The sequence below is a fragment of the Sphingomonas agri genome, from assembly GCF_038148795.1.
Taxonomy (GTDB): domain Bacteria; phylum Pseudomonadota; class Alphaproteobacteria; order Sphingomonadales; family Sphingomonadaceae; genus Sphingomicrobium; species Sphingomicrobium agri.
In genome coordinates this window covers 925352-943685 of the sequence record NZ_JBAPEU010000001.1, presented here as the reverse complement: position 1 = coordinate 943685, position 18334 = coordinate 925352, and the positions used below count along the sequence as shown (strand labels likewise).

20 protein-coding genes are annotated in these 18334 nt (G+C 63.5%); 11 read left to right on the top strand and 9 right to left on the bottom strand.

Features of this window, described 5'->3' with window-relative positions; all coding sequences use genetic code 11:
- Positions 1–24 precede the first annotated feature (24 nt).
- From V8192_RS04660 to V8192_RS04650, 3 genes are read left to right on the top strand one after another with little or no spacing between them, the layout of a single operon-like run.
- Positions 25–1293: a 3-methyl-2-oxobutanoate dehydrogenase (2-methylpropanoyl-transferring) subunit alpha gene (locus tag V8192_RS04660; protein ID WP_341631881.1), complete on the top strand. Its 1269-nt coding sequence runs from the start codon at positions 25–27 to the stop codon at positions 1291–1293.
- A complete protein-coding gene (locus V8192_RS04655) occupies positions 1293–2306 on the top strand; it encodes an alpha-ketoacid dehydrogenase subunit beta (protein WP_341631880.1) in 1014 nt (337 codons plus the stop codon). Before V8192_RS04660 ends, V8192_RS04655 begins: the two co-directional genes overlap by 1 nt.
- A complete protein-coding gene (locus V8192_RS04650; RefSeq protein WP_341631879.1) occupies positions 2306–3610 on the top strand; it encodes a dihydrolipoamide acetyltransferase family protein in 1305 nt (434 codons plus the stop codon). The genes V8192_RS04655 and V8192_RS04650 overlap by 1 nt, the downstream gene beginning before the upstream one ends.
- Here the strand turns inward: V8192_RS04650 and V8192_RS04645 are convergent.
- The 4 genes from V8192_RS04645 to V8192_RS04630 form a co-directional block, all read right to left on the bottom strand.
- Positions 3607–3801: a DUF1059 domain-containing protein gene (locus V8192_RS04645; RefSeq protein ID WP_341631878.1), complete on the bottom strand. Its 195-nt coding sequence runs from the start codon at positions 3799–3801 to the stop codon at positions 3607–3609. The two genes, V8192_RS04650 and V8192_RS04645, sit on opposite strands and share 4 nt — an antisense overlap.
- 17 nt (positions 3802–3818) lie before the next feature.
- The gene (locus V8192_RS04640; protein ID WP_341631877.1) at positions 3819–4316 is read right to left on the bottom strand and encodes a hypothetical protein; all 498 of its coding nucleotides are present in this window, start codon (positions 4314–4316) and stop codon (positions 3819–3821) included.
- A gap of 110 nt (positions 4317–4426) precedes the next feature.
- Positions 4427–4672 carry a DUF6582 domain-containing protein gene (locus tag V8192_RS04635; protein ID WP_341631876.1) on the bottom strand — a complete coding sequence of 82 codons (246 nt, stop codon included), beginning with the start codon at positions 4670–4672 and terminating at the stop codon, positions 4427–4429.
- A 206-nt stretch (positions 4673–4878) separates the two neighbouring features.
- A complete protein-coding gene (locus V8192_RS04630; protein WP_341631875.1) occupies positions 4879–5421 on the bottom strand; it encodes an FMN-dependent NADH-azoreductase in 543 nt (180 codons plus the stop codon).
- Between the two features lie 145 nt (positions 5422–5566).
- Here V8192_RS04630 and V8192_RS04625 point away from each other — a divergent pair, with 145 nt between their 5' ends.
- Genes V8192_RS04625 through V8192_RS04595 form a run of 7 tightly spaced genes read left to right on the top strand, consistent with a single transcriptional unit; the run spans position 5567 to position 13086 of the window.
- Entirely contained in the window at positions 5567–5941 is a 375-nt protein-coding gene (locus V8192_RS04625; protein ID WP_341631874.1) for a winged helix-turn-helix transcriptional regulator, read from the top strand.
- A 36-nt stretch (positions 5942–5977) separates the two neighbouring features.
- Positions 5978–8290 (top strand): thiamine pyrophosphate-binding protein, encoded by a 2313-nt coding sequence (locus tag V8192_RS04620; protein ID WP_341631873.1) that lies wholly within the window; start codon positions 5978–5980, stop codon positions 8288–8290.
- A gap of 10 nt (positions 8291–8300) precedes the next feature.
- Positions 8301–8753, top strand: a complete 453-nt coding sequence (locus V8192_RS04615; RefSeq protein ID WP_341631872.1) for a MaoC family dehydratase — start codon at positions 8301–8303, stop codon at positions 8751–8753.
- Positions 8750–9586, top strand: coding sequence for an HpcH/HpaI aldolase/citrate lyase family protein (locus V8192_RS04610; protein WP_341631871.1), 837 nt, complete (start codon positions 8750–8752; stop codon positions 9584–9586). The genes V8192_RS04615 and V8192_RS04610 overlap by 4 nt, the downstream gene beginning before the upstream one ends.
- 1 nt (position 9587) lies before the next feature.
- The gene (locus V8192_RS04605) at positions 9588–10688 is read left to right on the top strand and encodes an NAD(P)-dependent alcohol dehydrogenase (protein ID WP_341631870.1); all 1101 of its coding nucleotides are present in this window, start codon (positions 9588–9590) and stop codon (positions 10686–10688) included.
- The gene (gene acs / locus V8192_RS04600; RefSeq protein ID WP_341631869.1) at positions 10685–12601 is read left to right on the top strand and encodes an acetate--CoA ligase; all 1917 of its coding nucleotides are present in this window, start codon (positions 10685–10687) and stop codon (positions 12599–12601) included. Before V8192_RS04605 ends, acs begins: the two co-directional genes overlap by 4 nt.
- Positions 12598–13086 (top strand): DUF3833 family protein, encoded by a 489-nt coding sequence (locus tag V8192_RS04595; RefSeq protein WP_341631868.1) that lies wholly within the window; start codon positions 12598–12600, stop codon positions 13084–13086. Before acs ends, V8192_RS04595 begins: the two co-directional genes overlap by 4 nt.
- Before the next feature lie 8 nt (positions 13087–13094).
- Here the strand turns inward: V8192_RS04595 and V8192_RS04590 are convergent, their stop codons facing one another.
- From V8192_RS04590 to V8192_RS04575, 4 genes are read right to left on the bottom strand one after another with little or no spacing between them, the layout of a single operon-like run.
- Positions 13095–13835, bottom strand: a complete 741-nt coding sequence (locus tag V8192_RS04590; protein WP_341631867.1) for an anti-sigma factor family protein — start codon at positions 13833–13835, stop codon at positions 13095–13097.
- Position 13836: 1 nt separating this feature from the next.
- Positions 13837–14469, bottom strand: a complete 633-nt coding sequence (locus V8192_RS04585; protein WP_341631866.1) for a sigma-70 family RNA polymerase sigma factor — start codon at positions 14467–14469, stop codon at positions 13837–13839.
- Between the two features lie 28 nt (positions 14470–14497).
- Positions 14498–14860 (bottom strand): cupredoxin domain-containing protein, encoded by a 363-nt coding sequence (locus V8192_RS04580; protein ID WP_341631865.1) that lies wholly within the window; start codon positions 14858–14860, stop codon positions 14498–14500.
- Positions 14861–14883: 23 nt separating this feature from the next.
- A complete protein-coding gene (locus V8192_RS04575; RefSeq protein WP_341631864.1) occupies positions 14884–15819 on the bottom strand; it encodes a metallophosphoesterase family protein in 936 nt (311 codons plus the stop codon).
- 143 nt (positions 15820–15962) lie between these two features.
- Here V8192_RS04575 and V8192_RS04570 point away from each other — a divergent pair, with 143 nt between their 5' ends.
- Entirely contained in the window at positions 15963–17618 is a 1656-nt protein-coding gene (locus V8192_RS04570; protein WP_341631863.1) for an MFS transporter, read from the top strand.
- On the opposite strand, the gene pgl is transcribed toward V8192_RS04570, so the two are convergent.
- Complete coding sequence (gene pgl, locus V8192_RS04565; protein ID WP_341631862.1) at positions 17615–18325, bottom strand: 6-phosphogluconolactonase; 711 nt, start codon at positions 18323–18325, stop codon at positions 17615–17617. The genes V8192_RS04570 and pgl overlap by 4 nt on opposite strands.
- Between the last annotated feature and the right edge of the window lie 9 nt (positions 18326–18334).

The window sequence follows — 18334 nt, the reverse complement described above, 5'->3', positions numbered from 1 at the left end:
TTAAGCGCGCCCTAGAGAATAGGTATGAGCGACAAAGACCCAAGCCTGCGCCGCAACGCGCCCAAGCTCGCGCTGCACGTGCCCGAGCCTTCCTTCCGACCCGGCGATACCCCCGATTTTTCTTCGCTGAAGCTTCCTGCCGCCGGCGCTGCCCCGAGGCCCGACACCAATGTTGCTGCTGCCGAGACGCACGGGCTCACCACCAACCTCGTCCGGGTCCTGGGCGACGATAACCGGGCAGTTGGGCCCTGGAACCCCAAACTTGATGCCGACACCCTGCGCAAGATGCTTCGCGACATGGTGACCGTTCGGATCTTCGATGACCGCATGTACCGCGCGCAGCGGCAGGGGAAGACCAGCTTTTACATGAAGTGCACGGGCGAAGAGGCGATCGCCGTCGCCGCGCAGACGGCGCTCGACCGCGACGACATGCACTTCCCTACCTACCGGCAGCAGGGTCTGCTCATCTCGCGCGGTTATCCGCTCACCGAGATGATGTGCCAGATCTACTCGAACCGGGGCGACAAGCTGAAAGGCCGGCAGCTGCCGATCATGTATTCGGACAAGGCGCACGGCTTCTTTTCCATTTCGGGAAATCTCGCGACCCAATTTCCCCAGGCAGTCGGCTGGGCAATGGGCGCGGCGATCAAGGGCGACAGCCGCATCGCCATGGGCTGGGTCGGTGACGGGGCGACCGCCGAGGGCGACTTCCACAGCGCGATGACCTTTGCTGCAGTCTATAACGCTCCCGTGATCCTCGCCGTCGTCAACAACCAGTGGGCCATCTCGAGCTTCTCGGGGATCGCCGGCGCCGAGCGCGCCACCTTTGCGCAGCGCGCCGTCGGCTACGGGATCGCGGGCCTTCGGGTCGACGGCAATGACGCGCTTGCGGTTTATTCGGCAGTGAATTGGGCCGCGGAGCGCGCGCGATCGAACCTTGGAGCAACCCTCATCGAGTTCTTCACCTACCGCGCCGAGGGCCATTCGACCTCGGACGATCCGTCCGGCTACCGTCCCATCAACGAAGCGAAATCGTGGCCGCTCGGCGATCCTCTCGAACGCCTCAAGAAGCACCTTATCGCGATTGGCGAATGGGACGAGGAGCGGCACGCGGCAATGAGCGCGGAGTGCGATGCTGCCGTGCGCGCAGCTCAAAAGGAGTCAGAGAAACTCGGGATCCTTCCCGAGCAGGGAAAGGACGGGGTCGAGACCATGTTCGACGACGTCTACGCCGAGCTCCCGACGCAACTGCGCGAGCAGCGTGACGAAGCCTTGAGCGAAGGCCGGGACTGATGCCGACCTTCAACATGATCCAGGCGTTGAACGATGCCCACAAGGTGATGATGGCGCGCGACGAGGACATCGTCGTGTTCGGCGAGGACATCGGCTATTTCGGCGGCGTCTTTCGTGTCACCGAGGGCCTCCAGAAGGAGTTCGGAAAGACCCGGGTCTTCGATGCCCCGATCGCCGAGGGGGGAATCGTCGCGATGGCCGTCGGCATGGCTGCCTACGGCCTGAAGCCCGTCATCGAGATCCAGTTCGCCGACTATATCTATCCCGGCTACGACCAGATCGTCAGCGAGGTCGCCAAGATGCGTTACCGGACGGCCGCCGAATGGCCCATGCCGATGGTGATCCGCACGCCCTACGGCGGCGGCATCTTCGGCGGCCAGACGCACAGCCAGTCCCCTGAATCTCTCTTTACGCATATCGCCGGGTTGAAGGTGGTCATTCCCTCGACTCCCCGCGATGCAAAAGGCCTGCTCATCGCTGCAATCGAAGATCCCGACCCGGTGATCTTCTTCGAGCCCAAGCGCATCTACAACGGGCCGTTCGACGGCTATCACGACCGGCCGGTAAAACCCTGGTCCAAGCACCCGGCGAGCGAGGTCGCGGACGGCCATTACGTGGTTCCGATCGGCAAGGCCGCACTCGTCCGGGAAGGAAGCGATCTAACCATCCTTGCTTATGGAACGATGGTCCATGTCGCGCTTGCAGCGGTTGAGGAGCAGGGCCTCGATGCCGAGGTCATCGACCTTCGAACCCTTGTCCCCCTCGACCTCGAGACGATCGAGAAATCGGTGAAGAAGACGGGACGCTGTCTTGTGGTTCACGAGGCCCCGAAGACCAGCGGCTATGGCGCCGAGCTCGTCGCACTCGTCCAGGAACGCTGCTTCTATCACCTGGAGGCCCCCGTCGAACGCGTGACCGGCTGGGACACCCCTTATCCGCACGCCTATGAATGGGCCTATTTCCCCGGTCCCAAGCGCATGAAACGCGCCCTTGAGAAAGTGATGGCAGACTGATGGCCCGCTTCGAATTCAAGCTGCCCGACATCGGCGAGGGAATTGCCGAGGCGGAGATCGTCGCCTGGCACGTCAAGGTCGGCGACACGATCGGCGAGGACCAGCAGATCGCCGACATGATGACGGACAAGGCGACCGTGGAGATGGAAAGCCCCGTTGCCGGAAAGGTGCTCGAGCTCGCCGGCGAAGTCGGCGACCAGGTGCCGATCGGCTCGGTGCTTGCAGTCATCGAAACGGAGGGTGCGGACCGCTCGGCCGAACCTGCAAGCGACAGCAAAGACGAACGGCCACTGGCCGACGGCGCGGCGCAGGCGACCCCGGAGCAGGCAAAGGAAATCCCCGTCACGGCATCGGACGACGTGCCGGTTCGCAGTGAGGCGCGGCCCGAGGCCGAGGCACGCCCCCGGGTCGAACCCGAAGTTTCCAGCAAGGAACCGGGGACGAGCGTCCATGTCCTTGCCTCGCCCGCGGTCCGCGCGCGGGCCCGCGATCTCGGGATCGACCTTCACGAGGTACGGACTGCAGGCGACCGTATCCGCCACGCCGATCTCGACGCCTATCTCCTTTACAACGGCGGTTCGGTTTCGGCCCGCGGCACCGCGTCCGCGCGCTCGGACGAGACCATCAAGGTCGTCGGCCTTCGTCGCAAGATCGCCGAGAACATGGCTGAAGCCAAGCGCCGGGTCCCGCATTTCACGCTGGTCGAGGAATTCGACGTCACCGCGCTCGAAGAGACCCGGGCGATGATGAACCGCGACCGCGGCTCCAATCCCAAGCTGACGCTCCTCCCGTTCCTCGTGACCGCGATGGCAAGGGCGCTTGCCGACTGGCCGATGCTCAATGCGACCTACGACGACGAGGCAAACGTCATTACGAGGTCCGGGGCCGTCCACATGGGCATGGCAACGCAGACACCGAACGGCCTCATGGTCCCCGTAATCCGCAACGCCCAGGCCTTGAGCGTGTGGCAGATCGCGAGCGAGGTCCTGCGCCTCTCCGAAGCAGCGCGCAGTGGCAAGGCAGCGCGCGAGGAACTGACGGGTTCCACCATCACCATCTCGTCCCTGGGCCCGATGGGCGGCATTACCTCGACGCCGGTCATCAACCGTCCTGAAGTTGCGATCCTTGCCGTCAACAAGGTCGAGGAAAAACTCGTGCCGGTTGACGGCGAAATCGAGATCAGGAAGCGCATGAACCTGTCACTGAGCTGCGACCACCGCGTGGTCGACGGCTGGGACGCGGCAAGCTTCATGCAGGCGATGAAAGCCTATATCGAAAACCCGCTACGCCTGCTTTCCGCCTAGGCCGCGGGAGCGCCCTCCTTCACGAGCTGGCCGAGCTGCGCACGAAGCTCGGGTCCGTCCTGGTGCCCGTGCACTTTGACCGCGTGCTGCGCGGCAGCATCGACCAGCTCTTCGCTCGAGTCAGCCGAAATGGCGACCGTGCATCCGCTCTCGCTCGGGTAGTCTCGGCAGTCGATATACTTGCGGCTCATTTTGCGCCTCCGATCGATCACTTGGCGGGGGCTGCAGGAGCAGCCGCCGAATAGGTCCAGCTTGCGATTTTCCAGGCTGCACCGCTGCGATTCACCACAAAGGTCATGCTGCCGGGCTCCGCCATCCGGATGCCTTTCTGGACGAAACGATAGGTCGTCGGCAGCACGATGTACGCGGTCTTCCCGTCGCTGGTTGCGGTAAGCGGCTTGCCATAATCGATGCGTCCCTGGCTGACGCCGTTCGTCTTGGAATCCGCCGCATAAGCATCGAGCCAGCGCTGCGGCGAGCCGGCACCCGACCAGGCGTGGGGCGCGAATTCATCGACGATGAGGGTATTGTCCTCCTGTGCCGAGAGCCAGGACTTGACGTCGCCGACATTGAACTTGTCGATAATGGCGGTGACGAACCTGGTCGCATCGCCTGCGGGTGCCGCGGAGTTCATTTGAGCCGACGCGCCCGCCGACAGACCAACCGCACAAAGTGCCGCAGAAACGGCCAGCACGGATCTGAGCATGATAACGCCCCCTTCTTGCGGCCGCATCTCGACGCGAACAGGAGGCGCGCGGACCGAAGCACGCGGGACGAGCGTAGCTGCGCCTCCGCGTGGCTCCGGTCAAGGCCGCTTCAGCTCTTCTTTCCGAGCTCGTGCCAGCTCTTTTCAGGGACGTTTACGTCATATTTGTCGGCGGCCTTCTTGATGCGCTTCCAGGCTTCATCGCGCTCGTCGTCGCTCACTCCCTCGACCTGGTTGAAACGCGCGATCGCGTTGCGCACGTGAGACGCGTTGTTGAGCGGTTCCTTGCGATCCTTCGGGAAGGCAAACTGGTCTTCATCGAGCTTGTCGCGATGTTTGGCGTCGAGTTCAGACATGAAGCTACTCCTTTCGAGGCTGTTTCAACGCCTGAAGGGCCGGCCGGTGACATGAATTTCGCCTGTGACGGTTCTCGCAGCGCCAGGCTTGGCGCGAGATTCTGATCTGCGTGAAGCGTGAGAGCCCCGGCGCCTCGAAGGGAGGGGAAGCGCCGGGGCTCCTGGAAGCGGCACGATATGGAGGGGCAAGTGCCGCTTCAAAATGGTCAGGCGGCGAGTCGGACGGTCTCGCCAAGTGCCTGCCTGATGGAATTGTCCCGATGTTCAGGGCCGATCGCGAGACCGTCGGCAGCGACGAATTCGGGTTCGATGCCGATGAAGTTGAACACCCCGCGAAGGTAGGTCTCCAGATGCTCGAGCGAGGCCGCGGGCGAACCCGCGCCGTAAATTCCGCCCCGGGCAAGAGCGATGATCACGCGCTTGCCGCCGGCAAGGCCTTCAGGCCCGTTTTCCGTGTAGCGGAAGGTCTTGCCCGCAACGAGGACGCGGTCCAGCCAGGCCTTGAGCTGCGTCGGGAGCGTGAAATTGTACATCGGCGCACCGATCACCACCGTGTCGGCCGAAAGGAACTCATCGAGGACGGTAGTGTCCGCGAACGCGTCGAGCGTCAGGTGGGGGAGCGGCTCGCTGACGAGGTCGCGGGTGACCACCGTTCCGGAACCGGAGAGCTGATCGAGGATCGAACGCGAAATCGCCCGGCTGGCGCTGTTCTCGCCCGAGATGCTGCTGTCGATATGCAGGATGGTCACTATTGCCTCCTTGGTATGGATTTGTTACCGAGGCACCCTGAATAACCACACGCGAACAGCTCGCAAGAACGCACATTTTTGTGGCCCGGACACAAATTTGTGGTGCGGGAACACCGGCGAAACCGACCCGGCCTGGAGACAAGACATGAAGGACCCTGCAAATCCCGTCTGCCGAACGATCAGCACCCTTCTTTCAAGGATCGGCGACAAGTGGACGGTGCTCGTCGTGCAGACACTCGGCGACGGCTCGCGGCGCTTCAACGAGCTGCGGCGGGAAATCCCGAGTGTCTCCCAGCGCATGCTTACCCTCACGCTGCGCAACCTGGAGCGCGACGGCCTCGTCAACCGCACGGTCACCCCGACGATCCCGCCGCGCGTCGACTATGAGCTTACCGAGCTTGGCAGGTCGCTTCAGAAGCCGATCTGCGGTCTTGCGACATGGGCGATGGACAATGTCGATCAGATCCATGCGGCACAGGCGCGGTTCGACATGGCGCAGGACAAGGCCGAGGCGGCCTAGATTGGCGCCCGGGCGGTGAGCCGCTAGGGCAAGCCCATGCTGAAGCCCGTCACCACCGACATCGAAGCCCGGAAGATCATCGATGAGAAGCTGCGCTGGCTGTCGGCCTGGACCATCCACCACGCGAACCACATCCGGGAGAGCAGCGACGGGCTGAAGGTCGGGGGCCACCAGGCGAGCTGCGCCTCGATGAGCGCGATCATGACGGCGCTCTATTTCCACGCGCTCGGTCCTGGCGACCGCGTCGCGGTGAAGCCGCACGCAGGTCCATTGCTTCACGCCGTCCATTATCTGCTCGGGAACCAGTCGCGCGAGGCGCTCGAGGCCTTCCGCGGCCTTGGCGGCGCTCAATCGTATCCGAGCCGCACCAAGGACCGGATTCCGGTCGACTTCTCGACCGGATCCGTCGGCCTTGGCGTCGCGATCACGCTCTTTGCAAGCCTCGTTCAGGACTACCTCACCGCGCATGGCTGGCTCGGCGATGAGGAGCGCGGTCGCTTCGTTGCATTGATCGGCGATGCAGAGCTCGACGAAGGCAATATCTACGAAGCGATCATCGAGGGCTCCAAGCACGACGTCCGAAACCTCTGGTGGATCGTCGATTACAATCGTCAGAGCCTCGATGCGACGAGCGCCGACCGGATGTTCGAGCGCTTCGACGAGATCTTCAGGAGCTGCGGCTGGCGCGTGGTCGAACTGCGTTACGGCAAGAGGCTCGAGGCCGCCCTTCGCAAGCATGAGGCCGTGAAAAAATGGTTCGACGCGATCACCAATGCCGAACTTTCGGCGCTTCACTACCAGGGCGGCGGCGCCTTCCGCGCGCGGATCGAGGCCGACCTTGGAAGGAAGGCCGCCTCATTCCTCAAGGAACATGACGAGGAAGGCCTCGCTTCTCTCTTCACCGACCTTGGCGGGCACTGCATGGAAACGCTCATCGAGGCCTTCGATGCGGCACAAGACGATGTCCCGACCTTGTTCATCGCATGGACCATCAAGGGCTTTGGTCTTCCTTTCGCTGGGCACAAGGACAATCACGCAGGCCTAATGAACCCGACTCAGCTCGCGGCGCTGAGGGACGCCATGGGCGTCCGCGAGGGCAGGGAGTGGGAACCCCTCGAAGGCATCGGCGACAATTCGGGTCCGGCCGTCGAGGCGCTTCTCGAGCGCAGCCGCATCGCGCGCGACAAGCGCCCGCGAAACTTCGGGACGCTCTCCATTCCGCAGATCCCGGCACCGGCGGGCGAGGAGCAGTCGACGCAGGCCGCCTTCGGCAGGATCCTTCTCGATCTCTCGAAAGCGGGGAGCGAGCTTGCCTCGCGGATCGTCACGACCTCGCCGGACGTCACCGTCTCGACCAATCTCGGCGCCTGGGTGAACCAGCGGGGCCTATTTCGCCGGAGCGGCATTGCCGACGTTTTTGCGCGAGAAAAAATTGCCTCAGCGCAAAAATGGACAAGCAGCAATCAAGGACAGCACGTCGAGCTGGGAATCGCCGAGAGCAACCTGTTCCTGATGCTCGGGGCGCTCGGGCTCTCGGGTGACCTCTTCGGAACGAGGCTCTTTCCAATAGGGACGCTTTACGATCCCTTCATCGCCCGCGGCCTCGATAGCCTCAACTACGCCTGCTACCAGGACGCACGCTTCCTCCTCGTCGCAACGCCAAGCGGCATCACACTGGGACCGGAAGGAGGCGCCCACCAGTCAATCAACCCGCCGCTCATCGCGCTCGGTCAGCCCGGCCTTCGCCACTATGAGCCCGCCTTTGCCGACGAGCTCGCGGCAATGATGGAGGAGGCGCTGCGCCTCATCGACGACCCCGCGGGCGAAAGCACGTATCTGAGGCTCTCGACCCGGAGCATTGAACAGGTCGAGCGCAAAGACGATCGCTGGCGCGAGGGCGCGCTCGCGGGCGGCTACTGGCTGAAGGAGCCCGAAGGCGGTGCTGAAGCCGCAATCGTTGCCATGGGCGCCCTGATGCCCGAAGCCCTCGGGGCCTGGGAGGAACTCAGAACCGAGGTCGACGGCCTCGGCCTCCTTGCAGTCACCTCGCCTGACCTCCTTCACCGCGGCTGGACCGCGGCCCAGGCCGCGCGCTGGCACAACGAGCGCAAGCCGAGCCACGTCGAAACGCTGCTGTCGCATCTCGCGCCCGGAGCCGGCCTCGTCACGCTTGCCGACGCGGCGCCTGCCTCCCTCTCCTGGCTCGGCGGGGTCCTTGGCCAGCGGGTTGCCCCCCTTGGAGTTGAGAAGTTCGGCCAGACCGGCAGCCTTTCCGATCTCTACTGTGCCTACCGTCTCGGCAGCGCCGCGATCACCGAGGCGGTTGCCGAGCTATTGCTGCCCATCTAGGAGCGCCGTCATGGCCGGGCGTTTTTTCGACGAGTGGCAGGTTGGTGACCGCGTCGTTAGCGGCCTCACGCGGACCGTGACCGAGACCGACAATCTCCTCATCACGACCCTCACGCACAATCCGCAGCCGCTTCACCTCGATTACGAGGCGGCGGCGAAGACCGAATTCAAGAAGCCCCTCGTCAACAGCTGCTTCACCTTCAGCCTTCTCGTCGGGATCACCGTTCACGACACCACATTCGGAACGCTGGTGGCGAACCTTTCCTACGACAAGGTCGTCTTTCCAAAGCCCGTCTTCGCAGGTGACACGTTGACGTGCGAGAGCGAATGCATCGCACTTCGCGAAAGCAAATCGAGGCCCAATGCCGGGATCGTCACCTGGTCGCTTCGCGCAACCAACCAGCGGGGCGAACTCGTATGCGAATGCACCCGCACGGCTCTCATCCTCAAGAAGGCTCGATGAAGGAGCCCCGCTCCTGGCTGTTCGTGCCGGCCGATAGCGAGCGGAAGATCAGCAAGGCGCTCGAGAGCGAGACCGACGCGGTCATCTTTGATCTTGAAGACAGTGTCGCGCCCGCGCAGAAGCGTGCCGCGCGCGACCTGCTAAAGCAGCTTCCGGCGCGTTCGGGCGGGCCTCAATGGTGGCTGCGAATCAACCCGATCGGCAGCGAATTCCACAGGGACGACCTCGCTCTCATCGGCGTCGCCGACATCCACGGCATCGTTCTCCCCAAGACCGAAAGCGGCTCGGACATCACCCGGCTCGCTCACCGGACCGGCAATATCCCGATCCACGCGATCGTGACCGAGACTCCGGCGAGCCTGTTCGGCCTTCTTTCCTACCGCGATCCCAAGTCGCCACTCACCGCAATGAGCTGGGGCGCCGAAGACCTGTCGGCAGCGCTTGGTGCATCGTCGAAATTTGATGGCGGCGGCGAGCTTAGCTTCACCTACAAGCTTGCACGCTCGCTCTGCCTTGCAGGAGCAGTCGCTGCAGGAGTCCAGCCGGTCGACGGCGTCTTCGCCGACTTTCGCGACGAAGCCGGCCTCAAGGCCGAGGCCGAGGCGGCGCGCCGCGAAGGGTTCACGGGAAAGCTTGCCATTCACCCGGGCCAGGTTGGCATCATCAACGCTGCCTTCACGCCTTCGCCGGACGAACTCAGGCATGCCGGGGAAATCGTCGCCGCATTCGAGGCACATCCCGACGCAGGGGTGCTGTCCGTCGGCGGCAAAATGGTCGACCGCCCGCACCTCGTGCAGGCGAAGCGAGTGCTCGAGCGCGCTCAAGGAGGTTGAAATGGCAACGACGGCAGAACCCCAACCGGGAACCATTGCAGACCGGCAATCAGGACCGACCAGGGCAAGAGGATGGGGGACCGACGCACCAGACCAGCCGCTTCGCCCGATGGAATTCGAACGCCGGGCCCTGCGCCCCGACGATGTCGCCATCAAGATCACCTACGCCGGCATCTGCCACTCGGACCTCCACACGGCCCGAAACGACTGGTCCGGCACCAACTACCCGGTCATCCCCGGCCACGAAATCGTGGGCCTCGTGACCGCAACAGGAAGCGAAGTCACCCGCCACCGGGTCGGCGACACGGTCGCGGTCGGATGCATGGTCGACAGCTGCATGGAGTGCGACCAATGCCTCGAGGGCTGGGAGGTCTTCTGCCGCAAGGGCTGCGTCCAGACCTACAACAGCCCAGACTATCACGACGGCACGATCAGCAAGGGCGGCTATACCGATCATATCGTCGTTCGCGACCATTTCGTCCTGAAGGTGCCGCAAGGCATGGACACGAGCCGCGTCGCGCCGCTTCTTTGCGCCGGGATCACCACTTATTCGCCGCTTCGCCAATACGATGTGGGCCCCACTACGAAAATGGCGGTCGTGGGTCTGGGCGGACTTGGCCACATGGGCGTCAAGCTCGGCGCCGCAATGGGCGCTCACGTGACCATGATCACGACGACGCCGAGCAAAGGCAAGGATGCTCGCGAACTCGGCGCGCACGACGTCATCATCTCGACCGACGCCAAGCAGATGGCGGATGCCGCCACCCGCTTCGATTTCATCCTCAACACGATCCCCGTCAGTCATGAGATCGACGGCTATCTGCAGCTGCTCGGCCGATCTGGAAGAATGGTGATCGTCGGCGCATTGACGCCGATGCCGGGCTTTGTCGGAGCGAGCCTCATCTGGTGGAACCGGGCGGTTGGCGGTTCGGCGATCGGCGGCATCCCCGAGACACAGGAAATGCTCGACTTCTGCGCGGCCAAGAAAATTTACCCGGACGTCGAGTTCATCGAGATGAATAAGATCAACGAGGCGTACGAGCGGCTGCTCAGGAACGACGTGCGTTACCGCTTCGTGGTCGACATGAGCAAAGGCCTATGAGCTCAGCCGTTCATCCCGTGCCCGATGGCTTTGATGCACGCATCGGGCCAACCGAGCTTGCCGAGCTCCACGATCTTGCAAATTCAGACCCCGACCGCTTCTGGCTCGACCAGGCCCGGCGCCTCACCTGGAACAAGTTTCCGACGCGCGCCGGAGACTGGTCGTTCAGCGAAGCCGACTTTCACATATCCTGGTACGGTGACGGCGAACTCAATCTCTCCGTCAATTGTCTTGACCGCCACCTTGCAGAACACGGCGACCGGACCGCCCTCATCTTCGAGGCCGACGAGCCGGGCCAGGGCCACACCCTCACCTACCGCGAGCTTTACGAAGAGACCTGCCGCTTCGCCAATCTCCTCAAACAGCACGGGATCAAGCGCGGCGACCGCGTGATGATCTACATGCCGATGATGCCGGAGGCAGCAGCTGCAATGCTAGCCTGCGCGAGGATCGGCGCAGTCCACTCGGTCGTCTTCGGCGGCTTCTCCCCGGAAAGTCTTGCGGGACGCATCGCCGACTGCGACGCATGCGCCGTCATCACCGCTGACGAGGGGGTCCGCGGCGGCAAGAAAATCCCGTTGAAGGCCAATGTCGACACGGCGCTCGAGAACCGGGACGTCGGGACCGTCATCGTCGTCACTCGAACCGGCTCGGATGTCCCCATGAAGGAGGGCCGCGATATCCGCTATGTGCGCAGCGGACTTCCTACCGAGTGCAATCCCGAGATCATGAACGCGGAAGACCCGCTGTTCATTCTCTATACCTCCGGGTCCACCGGGAAGCCCAAGGGCGTTGTTCACACCACGGGAGGCTATGCGACCTGGGCCGCCACAACCTTCGACTGGATTTTCGATCACAGGCCCGACGACATCTTCTGGTGCACCGCCGACATCGGCTGGATCACCGGTCACAGCTATGTCGTCTATGGCCCGCTCGCCTGCGGCGCGACGAGCGTCATGTTCGACGGCGTGCCAAACTACCCCGACTTCGGCCGTTTTTGGGAAACGGTCGACCGGCTCGGGGTGACCATATTCTATACGGCCCCGACGGCGATCCGGGCGTTGATGCGCGAGGGCGACGAGCCCGTGAAACGCTATCAACGCCAGTCGCTGAGGCTGCTCGGCACCGTCGGGGAGCCCATCAACCCCGAGGCCTGGGAATGGTACTGGCGCGTGGTCGGCGATGGACGCTGCCCTGTCGTCGATACGTGGTGGCAGACCGAAACTGGGGGAATCCTCATCTCGCCCTTCCCCGGCGCCACCGAAATGAAACCGGGCAGTGCGACGAAGGCACTACCGGGAGTGCAGCCGCTTCTCGTCGATGCCAACCATAAGGTCCTCGAAGGTCCCGCCAGCGGGAACCTGTGCATCAGCGCATCCTGGCCGGGCCAGATGCGCACCGTCTGGAACGATCACGGGCGCTTTTTCGAAACCTATTTCAAGACCTATCCAGGCCTCTATTTCACGGGAGACGGCTGCCGCCGCGACGAGGACGGATATTACTGGATCACGGGCCGGGTCGACGACGTCATCAATGTCTCGGGCCATCGGATCGGCACGGCCGAGGTCGAAAGCTCGCTGGTCTCCCACGCCAAGGTCGCCGAAGCCGCGGTCGTCGCCTACCCCCACGAAATCAAGGGCCAGGCAATCTACGCGTTCGTGACACTGAACGCGGGCGAGGAAGGAAGCGAAGAGCTCAGCAAAGAACTGAACCAGGAAGTCCGCCGCGATATCGGAGCGCTGGCCGCGCCTGAGAAAATCCACTTCACGCCGGCACTTCCAAAAACCCGTTCGGGCAAGATCATGCGCCGCATCCTGCGCAAGATCGCGGAAGGCGAGACGAGCGGCTTCGGCGACATTTCGACGCTTGCCGACCCGACCATCGTCGATGCCCTCGTGGCAGGCCGCAAATGAAGCTTGCTGCCGCCGCATTGCTTGGCGTTATCGCTGCAGCGCCGGCACCGTCCGACAGGCCCCGGCTCGACATGACCAGCTTCTTTTCAGGCAAGAGCCATGCGGAAAACGTCATCAAGATCGCGCTTCACGGTCCCCACAAGCTGATCGTCGACAGCGTCGGCGGACGGAACCGGGAAGGCGACTTCGTGCTCATCGATACCGTCCAGGAGGAAGGAAAGCCGGTCCGCAAGCGAAGCTGGGTCATGAAGCCCGCGAGCGATGACCATTTCACGGGCTATCTCAGCGATGCGAGCGGGCCGGTCGACGTGGTCGTCAGCGGCGATACCGCGACAATTCGCTACACGATGAGGGACGGCGGCCTCAAGATCGTCCAGCAGGTCCAGCTCCAGGGTGACGGCAAGACCCTCTCCAACCACGTCGTTGCAAAGAAGCTCGGCATCACCTTCGCCCACGTCGACGGGACGATCCGCAAGCTCGACTGAAGCTACGGTCAGCTCGACTTGGCTACGAATAGATCAGCGAACTGGCGAAGTTCGCCCGGCGGGATGTCGGATACCGCCGCAAAGCGAAGGCCGTTCCTGCTCCATTCAACGACCGCAAAACCGTCCTTCACGAACGAGCGCTCCGCTCCGTCTCTGGCAGGCCATACGAACAGGTTCACGGTGTGCAGCCTCCGGTGATAGACGATGGCGGCAACGGTCTTCCCATCTATCGAATCCAGCCGTCCCCCGGCAAGCGGAAAGCCATGGTCGGCAAGTTCGGGAACCGGCGGCGAAAAGTCGATGCGGCCGTTGAACCAGGGTTTCACGATATGCTGGTTGGTGGTCTGTACGTCGGTAAGATGACCCGGCTGAAGCGAGCGCACGTGGCTCGAGACGACCTCCTCGTCGATGACCGGCTCGCTTCCCGGAGGAAGAAAGGCAACGAAGGCGAGCGAGGCTGCAAGTGCGCCGACAAGCCCCGGTGCAAGCCAGCCAGGAAGCCACTGGCTGACCGCTCGCCGCTCCTTGAACTCAGGAAGCGCCGCGATGCGCTGCCTCAAAGCTTCGGGCGCGCGGTGACGAACGGCGTCACTTTTAAGGAGATTGCGCAGCGCCTGCAGCCGGTCGAGCTCCTCGCGGCAGCCTTCGCAGCGCGCGGCATGAGCCTCTACCATCGCGACGTTCGCAGCATCGAGCTCGCCGTCGACGAGCCCGCCCAACAGCAGCTCCTGATCAACGCACGCAGCCATCCTAACTAATACTCCTTGACTGTTCATCGCCCGCCGCTCGCGCGGGCTGCAATTCCTTGGCAAGCATCGCTCGGCCTCGCGACAGGCGCGACATCACCGTTCCGACCGGCACCCCGGTCACTTCCGCGATCTCGGCATAGGAGAGGTCCTCGAGATCGCGAAGCACGACGGCTTCCCGAAAGGGCTCGGGAATGGCCTCGATCGCTTGCCTCAGGCGGTTGACCTCGGCGCTCCTGAAAACTTCTTCTTCAGGGCTTGGGGAAGGATCGGCATGGCTTGCAAGCTCCGCCGCCGCCTCCGCGCTGAGGGCGCTTTCATGGATGACGAGCGCGATCCTTCCAGCGGTCCCCGCTTGGGCGGTCCGGCAGCAGTTACGGACGATCGCGAACAGCCAGGCCCGGGGCGAACCGCCGCGGAACTGCGCAAACGCGCGGAAGGCGCGGACCATCGCGTCCTGCACGACGTCGTCGCTAAGGACCGCGTCGCGAGTGAGATAGCGCGCAAGATTATAGGCGCCGTCGAGATGGGGCAGGATGAGGCGGTTGAATTCCTGCAGCTGTGCTGCACCCGAAAAGGCCGCCGGCGACCTCCCGACGAGCCGGGGCGAAGCGCCTTCAGAATTGGAGGTCTTCACGAGCTCACGGCCTCACTGCCTCACTGCCTCACGCCCTGACGACGATGGTGCCCGTCATGTGCGGGTGCAGAGAACAGAAATAGCCGAATTGGCCCGCCTTGGCGAAGGTGAAGGAGAAACGGTCGCCCGTGTCGAGCACTTTCGACTTGAAAAGACCGTCCTTGGAAACGACCGTGTGCGGGATGTCGTCGGCATTGGTCCACGTGACCGTCGTTCCCGCCTTCACCGTCACGAGCTTGCTGTTGAAGGTGAAATTGCCGATCTGAACCGCCGCTGGGGCGGGCGCGGGTGCGGGGGCGGCCCTGCTCATCGCTGCAACGCCCGAGAGCATGAGCGCGCTCGAGACCAGCGCCGCAGCCTGGAAGGTCAGCATCTTCAATCCGCGATTCATGTGATTTTTCCTTGCTGGGATCGTCATGAGAGGGTGGAATCAATGAGTGCGATCCGGTCGTGGCCGCGCACGAACATCGCATCGGTGATGCCGAGCATGTCGTGGAGGCGGTCGGGCTCGACCTTGAGTGGGCCGGGTGATTGCGCAGTGCCGGGCGCAGGCTGGGGGAAAGCCGTCGAGCGGGCGGTATGGAAGGCAATCCTCCCTTCGACCTTCTGGGCGATTTGATGGATGTGGCCGTTCAGGATCGTCACCGACCCGAAGCGCGCGAGGAGCTGCAGCGCCTCGGCCGCGTCGTCCGTCCCCCAGCCCCAGTCGGCATAGACCGTCCAGAGCGGGATATGGGCAAAGACCACGATCGGCATCGAGGAGGACCGGCCTTCAAGGTCGGCTCTAAGCCACTTGAGCTGCTCCGACCCAAGGTTGCCCATGCCGCCGGGCTTCAGGTCTGCGACATTAACGAGCGCGACGAAGTGCACGCCGCGGTGATCGAAGCTGTACCAGCCAGCTCCCTTGCTGCCCTTGCCGAAACGGCCGAGGAAGGCCTTGCCGCCGTCGGGGTCGAGCATGTCATGTTCGCCCGGGACGAAGAACACGGGTAACCCCGTCTCCTTCAGCATCTGCTCGGCATCGTCGAACTCATCGTCGCGCGAGAGCTGGGAGACGTCACCGGTGTGGATGATGAAGTCGGGCTGGTGGGGGAGTGCCTTTACCTTTGCGATGGCCTCCCTGAAGGTCGCCCTTGCATCGGCGTTGGGCGGCTTGTTGAATCCGATGTGGCTGTCGCTCAGCTGGACGAAGGTGAATGGCGCAGCCGCCGTCCGCCGGGGAGCGGCGAGCGCCGCATCGAGACCGATCGAGCTTCCGATCCCGCCCGAGAAGGCAAAGAGCGAGCCGGTCCCGGCCCAGGCCATGCATTTTAGGAATCCGCGGCGGTCGCCGTCCAAGTCGTCGAACATCCTGGCCAAGTCCTTTTTTTCGAGGCGCTTGGACGTGATGACTGGCTCTGGGCGCGGATTATTCCCGCCTCGCACGCACTTTTTTTCGCGCCCTTGCGGGGAGGCAATTCCGCGCTACCGTGCCAGCCAGGGGGAAGTGACGAATGGCGACCATTGCCGAAAAGCACGAGCACAAGCCCTGGTCGATGGCGCGCGTCATCATCGCGTCCTCGGCCGGCACCGCCTTCGAATGGTACGACTTCTTCATTTTCGGCAGTCTCGCGCCCGTCATCTCGAAGGTGTTCTTCGCAGGACTCGAACCGACACAGGCCCTGATCGCGGCCCTTGCACTCTTCGCTGCAGGTTTTGCCTTCCGTCCCCTTGGAGCGCTCATCTTCGGCGTCGTCGGCGACAAGCTCGGCCGCAAGAACGCCTTCCTCGTTACCGTCACCCTGATGGGGAGCTCGACCTTCCTCATCGGCCTTGTCCCGACCTACGCGCAGGCAGGTACGACCGGGCCCATAGCCCTAGTCATCCTTCGCATCCTCCAGGGCATTGCCCTTGGCGGGGAATATGGCGGGGCCGCCATCTACGTCGCCGAGCATTCACCAGCGAGCAAGCGCGGTGCATCCACCGGCTGGATTCAATCGACTGCCTCGTTCGGATTGCTGGCGGCGCTCATCATCATCGTCGCAACCCGCAGCGCGATCGGCGAGGATGCGTTCGCGGCCTGGGGGTGGCGGGTACCGTTCCTCGTTTCCGTCGTTCTTCTTGCAATCTCGGTCTGGATGCGCGCTAAGCTTTCAGAAAGCCCGGAGTTCGCCAGAATTCGCGAGGAAGGGGACGTCTCAAAGGCACCCCTGCGGGAAGCGTTCGGCAAATGGCGTAACCTGAGGCGCGTTCTCATTGCCTTCTTCGGCATCATGTGTGCGCAGGGCGCCGTCTGGTACTTCACCTTTTTCTACATGCAGGTGTTCCTCGAGAAGTCGCTCGGCGTGCCCAGCCAGACCAAGGACCTCCTGCTCATCGTCATGACGGTCGTAAGCGCGCCGCTCTATGTCTATTTCGGCTGGCTCAGCGACCGCATCGGGCGCAAGCCCGTGATGATCGGCGGCATGCTGATCGCGCTTGTTCTTTATTTCCCGGCCTCGCACTGGATCGCGGTCGCGGCCAACCCCCAGCTCGTTGCAGCGCAGGCCTCGACGCCCATCTTCGTCGATACCGATCCTTCCACCTGCTCGGTGCAGTTCGATCCGGTCGGCACGGCACGCTTCGTAAGCGCCTGCGACATCGCCAAGAGCAGCCTTGTCACCAAGGGCATCAACTTCACGACGCGGCGCTCTTCCGATGGCAGGACCTACGTGATCGTTGGAACCGAGCGCGTGCCGGTTTCAGGCGGCGAGCGCCTCGGAGGGGCCGACCTCAAGGTCCTGAAGCTTGGGACGGCAGAAGCGATCGGCGGGGAGCTTCAGGAGGCGGGCTATCCCAAGTTCGCTGATCCTGCGCATGCGAACCTGACGCTTCTCATCGTCATCCTCATCGTGTTGGTCATCGCCTCGACCGCGCTCTACGGACCCCAGGCCGCGGCCCTCGTCGAGATGTTCCCGACGCGGGTCCGCTACACGGCCATGTCTCTGCCCTATCACGTCGGTACCGGCTGGGTTGGCGGGTTCCTGCCGGTGACCAGCTTTGCGATCGTCGCGATCACCGGCAACATCTATTCAGGCCTCTGGTACTCGGTGCTCTTCACCGGCATTTCGGTCATCGTCTCGATACTGTTTCTCAAGGAAACATCGGGACGCCACCTCCAGGAAATCTAGCTCGAGGGACACCAGTGAATGTCGATCGGCTGGTCGGCCTCGGCAAGCACCCGGCCAATCGGCAGCTTCGAACTCTGCCCGTCGGCAATCGCCTGCTCGAGTAGCTCGCGTTTCCTCGAGCCGGTGATTGCAATCAGCACCGTGCGGGCAGAGAGGATTGCCGCGCGCGTCAATGTCACCCGCGCGACCGGAGCGTCGGCGGGAAGCGGATCGGGCATCACTCCGATCGCCCGCCGTGCCTTTGGCGCATCGAGAGCCGACTGAAGGTCGGGTCCGGCAAAGATCGAGGCCGTATGCCCGTCCTCGCCCATGCCCAGCCACACGAGGTCGGGCGGCCAGGGAAAATCCTGCAGCCGGGCATCCGCTGCATTACCCGCGAGGCGATAGTCCTGGGCCGCCTCGCTGACGATCGGGATCACGCGCGCGCCAACAGGAAGGAAGGCCTTGGCCATAGCGCGGACGTTCGCAAGCTCGCTGTCGATCGGCACGATGCGATCGTCGGTCGGAATGATCGTGACCTTCTTCCATGGCAGCTTCTGTGCAGCGAGCCTGGGATAGATCAAAGGTCCCGTGCTTCCGCCCGGCACGGCGATGAGGGACGTGCCGCGGGCCTCCACAGCGCTTTCGATGATGAACCCCACGTCGCCCGCGACGGCGTCTGCAAGTTCATCCAGGGAATCATATTCCCACCATTCGGCTTCAATCATGCGATTCCT

What these genes read in the sequence shown, in the direction of transcription:
- V8192_RS04660 (WP_341631881.1), top strand. Translation starts at nt 25, where the DNA reads ATGAGCGACAAAGACCCAAGCCTGCGCCGCAACGCGCCCAAGCTCGCG.
- V8192_RS04655 (WP_341631880.1), top strand. Translation starts at nt 1,293, where the DNA reads ATGCCGACCTTCAACATGATCCAGGCGTTGAACGATGCCCACAAGGTG.
- V8192_RS04650 (WP_341631879.1), top strand. Translation starts at nt 2,306, where the DNA reads ATGGCCCGCTTCGAATTCAAGCTGCCCGACATCGGCGAGGGAATTGCC.
- V8192_RS04645 (WP_341631878.1), bottom strand. Translation starts at nt 3,801, where the DNA reads ATGAGCCGCAAGTATATCGACTGCCGAGACTACCCGAGCGAGAGCGGA.
- V8192_RS04640 (WP_341631877.1), bottom strand. Translation starts at nt 4,316, where the DNA reads ATGCTCAGATCCGTGCTGGCCGTTTCTGCGGCACTTTGTGCGGTTGGT.
- V8192_RS04635 (WP_341631876.1), bottom strand. Translation starts at nt 4,672, where the DNA reads ATGTCTGAACTCGACGCCAAACATCGCGACAAGCTCGATGAAGACCAG.
- V8192_RS04625 (WP_341631874.1), top strand. Translation starts at nt 5,567, where the DNA reads ATGAAGGACCCTGCAAATCCCGTCTGCCGAACGATCAGCACCCTTCTT.
- V8192_RS04620 (WP_341631873.1), top strand. Translation starts at nt 5,978, where the DNA reads ATGCTGAAGCCCGTCACCACCGACATCGAAGCCCGGAAGATCATCGAT.
- V8192_RS04615 (WP_341631872.1), top strand. Translation starts at nt 8,301, where the DNA reads ATGGCCGGGCGTTTTTTCGACGAGTGGCAGGTTGGTGACCGCGTCGTT.
- V8192_RS04610 (WP_341631871.1), top strand. Translation starts at nt 8,750, where the DNA reads ATGAAGGAGCCCCGCTCCTGGCTGTTCGTGCCGGCCGATAGCGAGCGG.
- V8192_RS04605 (WP_341631870.1), top strand. Translation starts at nt 9,588, where the DNA reads ATGGCAACGACGGCAGAACCCCAACCGGGAACCATTGCAGACCGGCAA.
- acs (WP_341631869.1), top strand. Translation starts at nt 10,685, where the DNA reads ATGAGCTCAGCCGTTCATCCCGTGCCCGATGGCTTTGATGCACGCATC.
- V8192_RS04595 (WP_341631868.1), top strand. Translation starts at nt 12,598, where the DNA reads ATGAAGCTTGCTGCCGCCGCATTGCTTGGCGTTATCGCTGCAGCGCCG.
- V8192_RS04590 (WP_341631867.1), bottom strand. Translation starts at nt 13,835, where the DNA reads ATGGCTGCGTGCGTTGATCAGGAGCTGCTGTTGGGCGGGCTCGTCGAC.
- V8192_RS04580 (WP_341631865.1), bottom strand. Translation starts at nt 14,860, where the DNA reads ATGAATCGCGGATTGAAGATGCTGACCTTCCAGGCTGCGGCGCTGGTC.
- V8192_RS04575 (WP_341631864.1), bottom strand. Translation starts at nt 15,819, where the DNA reads ATGTTCGACGACTTGGACGGCGACCGCCGCGGATTCCTAAAATGCATG.
- V8192_RS04570 (WP_341631863.1), top strand. Translation starts at nt 15,963, where the DNA reads ATGGCGACCATTGCCGAAAAGCACGAGCACAAGCCCTGGTCGATGGCG.
- pgl (WP_341631862.1), bottom strand. Translation starts at nt 18,325, where the DNA reads ATGATTGAAGCCGAATGGTGGGAATATGATTCCCTGGATGAACTTGCA.